The sequence below is a fragment of the Kitasatospora sp. NPDC048296 genome (assembly GCF_043201815.1).
Taxonomy (GTDB): Bacteria; Actinomycetota; Actinomycetes; order Streptomycetales; family Streptomycetaceae; genus Kitasatospora.
Genome location: NZ_JBICZB010000138.1, coordinates 1 through 7,657 on the forward strand (window position 1 = coordinate 1; position 7,657 = coordinate 7,657).

General features: G+C 67.9%; 12 protein-coding genes. 8 read left to right on the plus strand and 4 right to left on the minus strand.

What is annotated here, in order from left to right:
- Nucleotides 1–209 precede the first annotated feature (209 nt).
- Both ACGF12_RS37560 and ACGF12_RS37565 read right to left on the minus strand, forming a co-directional pair.
- Nucleotides 210–404, minus strand: a complete 195-nt coding sequence (locus tag ACGF12_RS37560) for a DUF397 domain-containing protein (protein WP_393040827.1) — start codon at nucleotides 402–404, stop codon at nucleotides 210–212.
- Complete coding sequence (locus tag ACGF12_RS37565) at nucleotides 397–1,377, minus strand: helix-turn-helix domain-containing protein (protein WP_393040830.1); 981 nt, start codon at nucleotides 1,375–1,377, stop codon at nucleotides 397–399. The genes ACGF12_RS37560 and ACGF12_RS37565 overlap by 8 nt, the downstream gene beginning before the upstream one ends.
- 204 nt (nucleotides 1,378–1,581) lie before the next feature.
- On the opposite strand from ACGF12_RS37565, the gene ACGF12_RS37570 reads away from it, so the two are divergent.
- The 8 genes from ACGF12_RS37570 (at nucleotide 1,582) to ACGF12_RS37605 (ending at nucleotide 6,113) form a co-directional block, all read left to right on the plus strand.
- Entirely contained in the window at nucleotides 1,582–1,944 is a 363-nt protein-coding gene (locus ACGF12_RS37570; protein ID WP_393040832.1) for an ATP-binding protein, read from the plus strand.
- Nucleotides 1,941–2,192 (plus strand): hypothetical protein, encoded by a 252-nt coding sequence (locus tag ACGF12_RS37575; RefSeq protein WP_393040835.1) that lies wholly within the window; start codon nucleotides 1,941–1,943, stop codon nucleotides 2,190–2,192. The genes ACGF12_RS37570 and ACGF12_RS37575 overlap by 4 nt, the downstream gene beginning before the upstream one ends.
- Nucleotides 2,189–2,362: a hypothetical protein gene (locus ACGF12_RS37580; protein ID WP_393040837.1), complete on the plus strand. Its 174-nt coding sequence runs from the start codon at nucleotides 2,189–2,191 to the stop codon at nucleotides 2,360–2,362. Before ACGF12_RS37575 ends, ACGF12_RS37580 begins: the two co-directional genes overlap by 4 nt.
- Before the next feature lie 167 nt (nucleotides 2,363–2,529).
- Nucleotides 2,530–3,183 (plus strand): LysE family translocator, encoded by a 654-nt coding sequence (locus ACGF12_RS37585; RefSeq protein ID WP_393040840.1) that lies wholly within the window; start codon nucleotides 2,530–2,532, stop codon nucleotides 3,181–3,183.
- Between the two features lie 208 nt (nucleotides 3,184–3,391).
- Nucleotides 3,392–4,147, plus strand: coding sequence for a hypothetical protein (locus tag ACGF12_RS37590; protein ID WP_393040843.1), 756 nt, complete (start codon nucleotides 3,392–3,394; stop codon nucleotides 4,145–4,147).
- A 128-nt stretch (nucleotides 4,148–4,275) separates the two neighbouring features.
- A complete protein-coding gene (locus ACGF12_RS37595) occupies nucleotides 4,276–4,605 on the plus strand; it encodes a DHCW motif cupin fold protein (protein ID WP_393040846.1) in 330 nt (109 codons plus the stop codon).
- Nucleotides 4,606–4,682: 77 nt separating this feature from the next.
- Nucleotides 4,683–5,297, plus strand: coding sequence for a hypothetical protein (locus ACGF12_RS37600; protein ID WP_393040849.1), 615 nt, complete (start codon nucleotides 4,683–4,685; stop codon nucleotides 5,295–5,297).
- Between the two features lie 303 nt (nucleotides 5,298–5,600).
- On the plus strand, nucleotides 5,601–6,113 hold the full coding sequence (locus ACGF12_RS37605) for a DinB family protein (protein ID WP_393040859.1): 513 nt from the start codon (nucleotides 5,601–5,603) through the stop codon (nucleotides 6,111–6,113).
- Between the two features lie 380 nt (nucleotides 6,114–6,493).
- Here ACGF12_RS37605 and ACGF12_RS37610 read toward each other — a convergent pair whose 3' ends face one another.
- Nucleotides 6,494–7,027, minus strand: coding sequence for a CbrC family protein (locus ACGF12_RS37610; protein ID WP_393040853.1), 534 nt, complete (start codon nucleotides 7,025–7,027; stop codon nucleotides 6,494–6,496).
- A 214-nt stretch (nucleotides 7,028–7,241) separates the two neighbouring features.
- Nucleotides 7,242–7,544, minus strand: a complete 303-nt coding sequence (locus ACGF12_RS37615) for an SGNH/GDSL hydrolase family protein (RefSeq protein WP_393040856.1) — start codon at nucleotides 7,542–7,544, stop codon at nucleotides 7,242–7,244.
- Between the last annotated feature and the right edge of the window lie 113 nt (nucleotides 7,545–7,657).

Genomic DNA, 7,657 nt, shown 5'->3' on the forward strand with positions numbered 1-7,657 from the left:
ACCGCCAGGACATCATCCGGGATCGCCACAGCAGCTCATCTACCATGCCGATCCGTGGAGTTAACCCGAAACCAGCAGTAGTTTCCTTACGGGTCCCTACCCCCCGCTGACGTACACCATCAGCGAGAGCGATCTGATGCCGCCCGTGTGACCTTGAGGGATCGCGCCCTGCAGCGGCCCTTCGCTCCGTTGAGCGAAGGGCCGCTGGGTTAGTTGGCGTGGTGGTCGAACTCGCCGGCCTTGGCGGCTTGGAGGAGCCTGGCGAAGTTGGAGGCGGTGGTACGGACGACTATGTCGGCGTCGTCGGACTCACGGACTTCCACCAGCCCGTCGACCGTGCGGACTTCGACGCAGTTGTCCGTTGCGCCGGAGTAGCTGGACTTCTGCCATTCGGAGCTAGCCATGCTTGTGTTCCATCTCTTCCTTGGCGGACCTGATCAACTCTCGTGAATCCTGCTCGGAGAGGGCTGTGATGTCCATCTGTGAAATCAAGGCGCGGAACCTCGCGAGATGGGCTGGCGCATCGAAGAGATGGATGCCGTGGCCAGTGTCCATCTGCGCGGTGTCCAGCTCGGTGATCGACCCCTCCGCGTAGGTGAAGTTCTCGCTGGGACTCGGGACGACACCAGCACTGAACGGCACCACTCGAACGGAGATGCTCGGATGCTCCGAGTCTACGCTGAGTGCCTTGAGCTGGTCAGTGAGCACCTCCGGTCCGCCGAACTGCATGTGCAGGGCTGCCTGATGGATGAACGCCGTGTAGGGCGCGGCCCCGGAGCGGACCACTCGCTGCCGCTGCATGCGGAAGGCCGTTCTGAGGTCGATCTCATGGTGAGGCAGCGGCGGGTAGGTCTGTGCGAACAGGGCTGATGCGTAGGCGCCGGTCTGGAGTAGGCCTGGGATGAAGGAAGTTGAATACGTCGTCAGCTGCCGTGCACCACTCTCAAGCTCCGCAACCTCAAGGAAGTCCGCAGCCAGGCTGTCCCTGTAGTCCTCCCACCAGGTGCTCTTGCCTCGGTCTGTGATGATGTCGGAGAGCGCGTCGATCAGAGGCTGATTGACGCACATGCATGTCGCAGCGATCGTGTGAAGCCGCTCCACGCTGATGCCGATCTTTCCCGACTCCATCTGTGTCACCTGGGCCGGGTTCATCCCGACGGCGCGACCGAGCTGGCTGCCACCAAAGCCGGCCTGCTCTCGCATCCTTCGCAGCTCTGCGCCAAGCCGACGTTGGCGGAGTGTTGGGTTCGTGCGAGCCATTGGTTCCTTCCAGTGCGAGGGTGACCCCAGTGTGCCGCGTGCCAGAGCGACGGTCCATTTCCGGGTTGCTGGTGCCACGTTAGAGGGAACATTCCAGATCCATGGAAAATTTCTCATGGATCGGCGATATGGTCGTGCTCACATCGATCCGACGGGTCGTCAGTAACACCTGTCTTTCCGGGCAGTAGGCGCCTGCTGCCCGCGCACCGCAGAGCAGCCACGCGCGGCATCAACCAGCCACGCCCTGGCCTGGCTCACGGCGACGTATCCGCCGCCTCCTTCTCTCCTTCCTTTCCGCACCACAGCCTCATGGAGGTCTCCATGTGCACCCGTAACACGCCCTCGCTCGCCCTCTCCCGGCAGGCCCTGCGGGACGTCCTGACCCGCAACAACTGGGACCCCGAGACCATCTTCAATGCCGAACTCGCCCTCTGCGAGCTCATCGTGAACGCCTGGCGGCACGGCGAGACCGCCGCCCCCGTCGTCTACTTCTCCCTCCTCAGCTGCACCCTCCGCGTCTGCGTCTCCGACGAGAACGACGCCCTCCCGCAGCAGCGCACCCCCTCCGGCCTCGGCGAGTCCGGCCGCGGCCTCCAGCTCGTCGAAGGCCTCACCCACCGCTGGGGCGTCGACCCCCAGAAGCGCGGCAAGATCGTCTGGTATGAGCTGGACTCCGTCTCGTGAGCCCCCGCCGCGCACCCGTCGCGCCCACCGACCCCCGGCTGCGCGACCACACCGAGCCGCAGGTCGCCACCCTCCTGGGCGAACTGCACGAGCGCGGAGGTCCCTTCGGCCTCCGCTGGGGCTCCGCCACCGTCACCGAGACGACCCTCGACGGCCGCATCCTGGTCGACTTCGGCAACGCGCCCGTGAGCACTCTGCTCAACCTCCTCGACCTCCTCCGGGACCTCGAAGGGAGTGCGCTGGGATGAGACCGAGTACCGCCACCTTCCTGATCGGCGCCGCCTTCGCCGTGCTCCTCGCGCTCGCGTTCGCCACCGTCGCCCTGGGCGTGATCACGGCTCTCCGGATGCCCAAGGCCGACGACCGCACCGACCCCGAGCGCCAGGACCAGAACCCGAAGCGAGGCATACCCGCCTGACCGCGCCGCCGTGCGGCGGCGAGGCCGAGCCGAGTCCCCCGACTCGGCTCGGCGGCAGGGAATCGCCGCCCGTCTGGCCGTGCGAGCAGAGCGGCATCACTCCTGCTGATGCGCGGTGAAGCAGACCGCATTGGACGTGATCGCGGCCGCGACTTCAGGATGGCCGCATGACCGTTTCCTCTGCTATCGCCTCTTTCGCCGTCGTGGCAGGCATGCTGACCATCATGCCGGGCCTGGACACCGCTCTGGTGCTGCGGTCCGCCATCACCCTGGGCAGGCGTCGGGCCTTCGCGACGGCGCTGGGGATCCTCTGCGGGGTGCTCGTGTGGGGCGTGGCCGCCGCGGTCGGTGCCTCGGCGGTGCTCACGGCGTCCCATCTGCTGTACGACGCGCTGCGCGTGGCCGGTGCCGGGTACCTGGCGTGGCTGGGGATCGGCATGATCCGCCGGACGCTCAAGGAGCGCGGCCGGCCCGTGTCGGGGGACGCGACCGGCGGAGCGGGAGTCGCGACCGCGGAGGCGACGTGGGTACGGTCCTGGGCGCGCGGGCTGGGCACCAGCCTGCTGAACCCGAAGAACGGCGTCTTCTACATGGCTATGCTGCCCCAGTTCATCCCCAGCGGCGCCCCGCATCTGCTGATGGGGGTCGTCCTGGCGACCGTGCACGATCTGGAGGGGCTGGTCTGGTTCAGCGCGCTGATATTCGGCACCCAGCTCGTCCGCCGGTGGCTGAACCGCGACTCGGTGCAGCGGGTCATCGACGCGATCACCGGCACGGTACTCGTCGGCTTCGGCATCAAGCTGGCACTCGGGGACAACTGACCACTGGGATGATCGTTCGTTCCGCGTCGCAACTGCCTTCACGAGGGCCTGCTTGCGGGGCCGTTCGCCGACGGAAAATCCGAGGCGCGTTGTCCAGGCCCGTGGCCATAATGGCCGCGCCCACCGGCGTCCCGCTTCCACGGACGGCCAGGACGTGGGCCACGAGACAGGAGAGACCTTGGCAAGGCCCGCCGCTCGCATGGCACCGGTGACGCTGGCGCTGCTCGCCCTCATGGTCGGTTGCTCGACCGCACCGGCCGAATCAGGCCGAACGCCTGCGGCCCATACCCCCGCGGCCCATGCACCGTCCGCCGTGCCGCCGGTTGCCACGACCGCTTGGCGGTCCCTCCTTCCGCTGTCCGGCAGGCAGTTGACGGGCGTACTGCTGCCGGTTGCCGAGTTGCCAGCGGGCAGCACCACCGAAGCCGACAGCGGACTGTCCGGCCGCGGGGTGAAGGCGATGGCCGACTTGGCCCAGCGGTATCCGGCGTGCGCACCGGTCCTCACCGTCATGTCCGATCAGATGGTCGGATCCACCAGGCTCTGGTACGTCACCGGCTCCAACACCTTCGCCAACCGAACCCTTGTAGACGTGGGCGGCATCCCCGGTGGCCGGTCGCACGAGCGCTTCGACAAGCTGAAGGACGCCGTCTACGGCGGCGGCTGCACCGGTTTCCGGCCGGACAAGCCCTACGGCGGGGACCAGCTGCAGGTCGAACCGGTGTCGTCCGACGCGCTGGAGGCCCCGGCCGTGGGCTTCCGGATCCTCTTGCCCACCGGCGCGATGACCTCCCAGGGCGGACTCACCTGGGTCTTCCTCTACGTGGCCGTCGGCGAAAACCGCGTCCTGTTCTTCATGGCCGACGACACCGCACATGCGCCCGCTCTGCGCACCGACTTGGTGACCGCCCAGATCCACCGTCTCGTCACCGCCGTACCGTCCCCGGACACGCCGACTACTTGAGCAGGCGGAATTCCGGGTGGCGGGCCCAGCCGCGCGGGAAGTCCGCGACGATCGGCGGCTGGTCGTCGCGCGGTTGGGCCGGGGCCACACCGCGGATGACGTCCATGACAGCGGGGTAGCGTGACCGTATGAATCTCAGTGGCTTCCCCTTCACCGCCACCGACTGGAGCCAGGTCTGCGAGGAGCGCAAGCCAGGTGAGAGCGGGGAGGTGACCAGCCGCGTGCAGCACTTCGGCGGGGTTCGGGTCCGCCGGGTGGACTACAGCCCCGGGTACGTCGCAGATCACTGGTGCCGCAAGGGGCACGTGCTGTACGTCCTGGAGGGCGAGCTCGTCACGACGCTCGACGACGGCCGCGTCGTGGTCACCGGCCGGGGTGGCAGCTACCAGGTGGCCGACGATGCCGAGGCGCACCGCTCCAGCGCGCCGAACGGGGCCAGCCTGCTGATCGTTGACTGACGAACGGGTGGCCTTCTCAAGCAGCCGTGCGGGGACCCGCAGCTCCGCGTGGGCGTGGCGGCGGTACCGTCGACCGCATGACTGAACTCAGCGACTGGACGTACGTGGTGACCGACATCGAGGTCGACGGTCCATGGGCGGGCCCGAACTCGATGCGGGCCTTCGCGTCCGTTGCCGCGACGATGGACGGTCGGATGTTCGGCGAGTTCGAGGCCGTCCTCGAACCGCTCCCCGGGTCGGCGCCGAACCCGCGCACGAAGGAGTGGTTCGATTCCGAGCCGGGCACCTGGGAGGCCGCGACGGCGAACCCGGAACCCGTCGTCGACGTGATGAGCAGGTACGTGGAGTGGATCCGGTCGCTGCCCGGCCAACGGGCTTTCGCCGCGGCGCCGTTGTCGTTCGACGGCACATGGATCGACTACTACCTGCGTCGGTTCACCCCGTACGGGCTGCACCAGGGCCCGTACGAGCGCGATCGCCTCTTCCACGGACCGGCGCTGTGTCTGCGCTCGTACACGGCGGCACTGACCGGGCGGCCGGCCGCTGACCTTCCGGCGCCGAAGCTGCCCCCGCACTGGCTCGGCGACGTGGAACACACCCACAAGGCGATCGACGACGCGCGCGGCTTCGCCAACCTGTTGCATTTCCTCACCCGGAACACGGGGGCGCCGGTGATCACGTTCGACACGTGAGCCAACATGCTGCGGCTCGGTCCTCGATGGCTTCGAGGACCGAGCCGCAGCATGGCTAGGCCAGACGACTGGTTCCAAGGGCTGGGGCGACAGGAAAATCGGTGGAGGCACCCGGAACACATGGGTGGCGTCCAGGTTTTGATGACTGACTCCTGGGACACCATCGCCGACTGGTATGCGGAACTCCTGCGGGCCGGTTCCGCTCTGAACGACTTCAACATGATCCAGTGCCGCATCAGGCAACGTTCGCCCTGTTGTGAGTCTGCCTGCCAACAGGTTCGGCCGGCGACGATAATCGACCGGGTGACCACTGTCGAACGCCCTCTGCCGCCCCTGAACGCCGACGAGCGCACCACGCTCGAAAGCTGGCTTGACTTTCATCGCGCAACACTCGCCATGAAATGCGAGGGCCTGGACGACGAGCAGGCTGCCGTCGCTTCCGTGCCGCCGTCCGGCCTCACTCTGACCGGTCTCGTCCGGCACATGGCGGAGGTGGAGCGGAACTGGTTCCGCCGGGTGTTCGCCGGAGAACAGGCACCGTCCATCTACGACCCAGAGGCTGACCCGCATGGTCCCGACGGCGGCTTCGATCTGACCGAGGGCGCCACCCTGCGCGACGCTCTCGGCACCTGGCACACGGAAATCGCCCGAGCCCGCGAGCACTGCGCCAGCCGTGCTCTGGCCGACACCGGCCGCTTCATGGAACAGGACGTCAGCCTCCGCTGGATTTACGTCCACATGATCGAGGAGTACGCCCGCCACAACGGTCACGCCGACCTGGTCAGGGAACGCATCGACGGCGCCACCGGCGTATAGCGCCGGTCAGAATCAGAGAACCCTTGCCCCGCGGTGACGTGACGCGCCGTTCGGATGCTGGTCCGCACGGCGCGATGTCGTCAGGCTGTCCGGATGGCAGACCCGCCCGAGGTCCGGATCGCGATCGTGCTCGACAACTTCTCCCCGCACCTGTCCACGAAGAAGGACACCCGGGCACTCGCGGGCCGCCGGGACAACCGGGCCCGGCACGGTGGTCTACACCGTCGACGACGGATGTGTACTCGACACGGTCGCCGACGACTCGGTTGACTGGGTGACCGCGGGGCTCTCCCTGAACCACGTGCCCGACCTTCGTCCGCTGGCTCGACCGTGAACGCGGGACCCCTGGAAGGGAACGCGCGTGCCGGGCCGGGCCGTCGCTATGACGCGTCGGCGTAGGCGAGGTGGGTGCCGCAGCCGGTGCAGCGGAAGAGCATCGCGCTTGCGCCCTGCCCGAGGTGAGTCAGGAAGCTCTCGAGCTGGGATGCGTCGTGCCAGCCGCCCATTCGAAGGTCGGCCCGGAGCTGGTCGAGCGCCTCGGGACGGGCGGCGAGTTCGGCGTATCCGACCTCGCCGATGAAGGCGGCGGCGTCGTTGCAGTGGACAAGCCAGTGTGGGTCCTGCCAGGCGCGGAAGCCCGGGGTGCGGCGGGTGACCTGCTCAAGGATCTCCGTGCTGACGCCGTCGAGTCCGTACGAGTCGGTGAAGTCTCCTTCGAATCGTTCGGCGGCGCTGCCGTCGGCGATGCACCAAGGGCAGAATCGCCCGCTGACGTCCTGGGCCGTGTAGAAGGTCGCGGTGTAGATCCAGCCCGTGGCGCGCTCGCAGCAGGCACAGGTCTCGGTGCTCTCGCGGATGGATTCGCTGGCGACGGGTTCGGGGTGGTAGCGGAAGTAGGGCAGGTCAGCGCTCACCGGTGCGCCTGCCCCGCAAGGAGAGGGTCGCTTCGACGTGGGCGGTTCGTGTGTCGGTGGATATGCCTGTGAGCCTCATGGGTCGCAGTCTGTCCGCAAGCACGCCCGTGATCAAGCAGCGAGAGTCGAGCTCGGCTGGTCGGGAGTGGGGCAGAGACGTTGGTGCCGGTGGCCGTCCGCTCACGAGTGAACGCCGGCCAGCGGCACCCGTCCGTCACAGCTCGGTGAGTTCACCCAGGCCCAGAGTGCGCAGGGTGTGGTTGGCCATGCGGAGGTGGCCGGCGGCGTTGGGGTGGGCGGGGTCGTCGAGCCACAGGAGGGCCTCGCCGTCGGGGAACTCGGCGAGCCAGTGGGCCTCGTGGTCGACGAGCAGGGCGCCGGTCTCCGCGGCGAGTTCGCGAACGGCCTGGCAGTAGGCGGGCAGTTCGGCGCGGGCGGCGCGGCCGCCGTGGCTGACCACCAGGGGCGTGTGCAGGACGATCTGCGCGCCGGCGGAGCGGCCGATGATCTCGCGCATGGCGTCGCGGAACTAGTTGCAACGCCGTGTAGATAGAGCCTTGGGCGGTTGCGTCAAGTCGCCTGAAATGGGACGGAGCTCCTGCTAGAACCGTGTCGGCCAAGATCACTGTT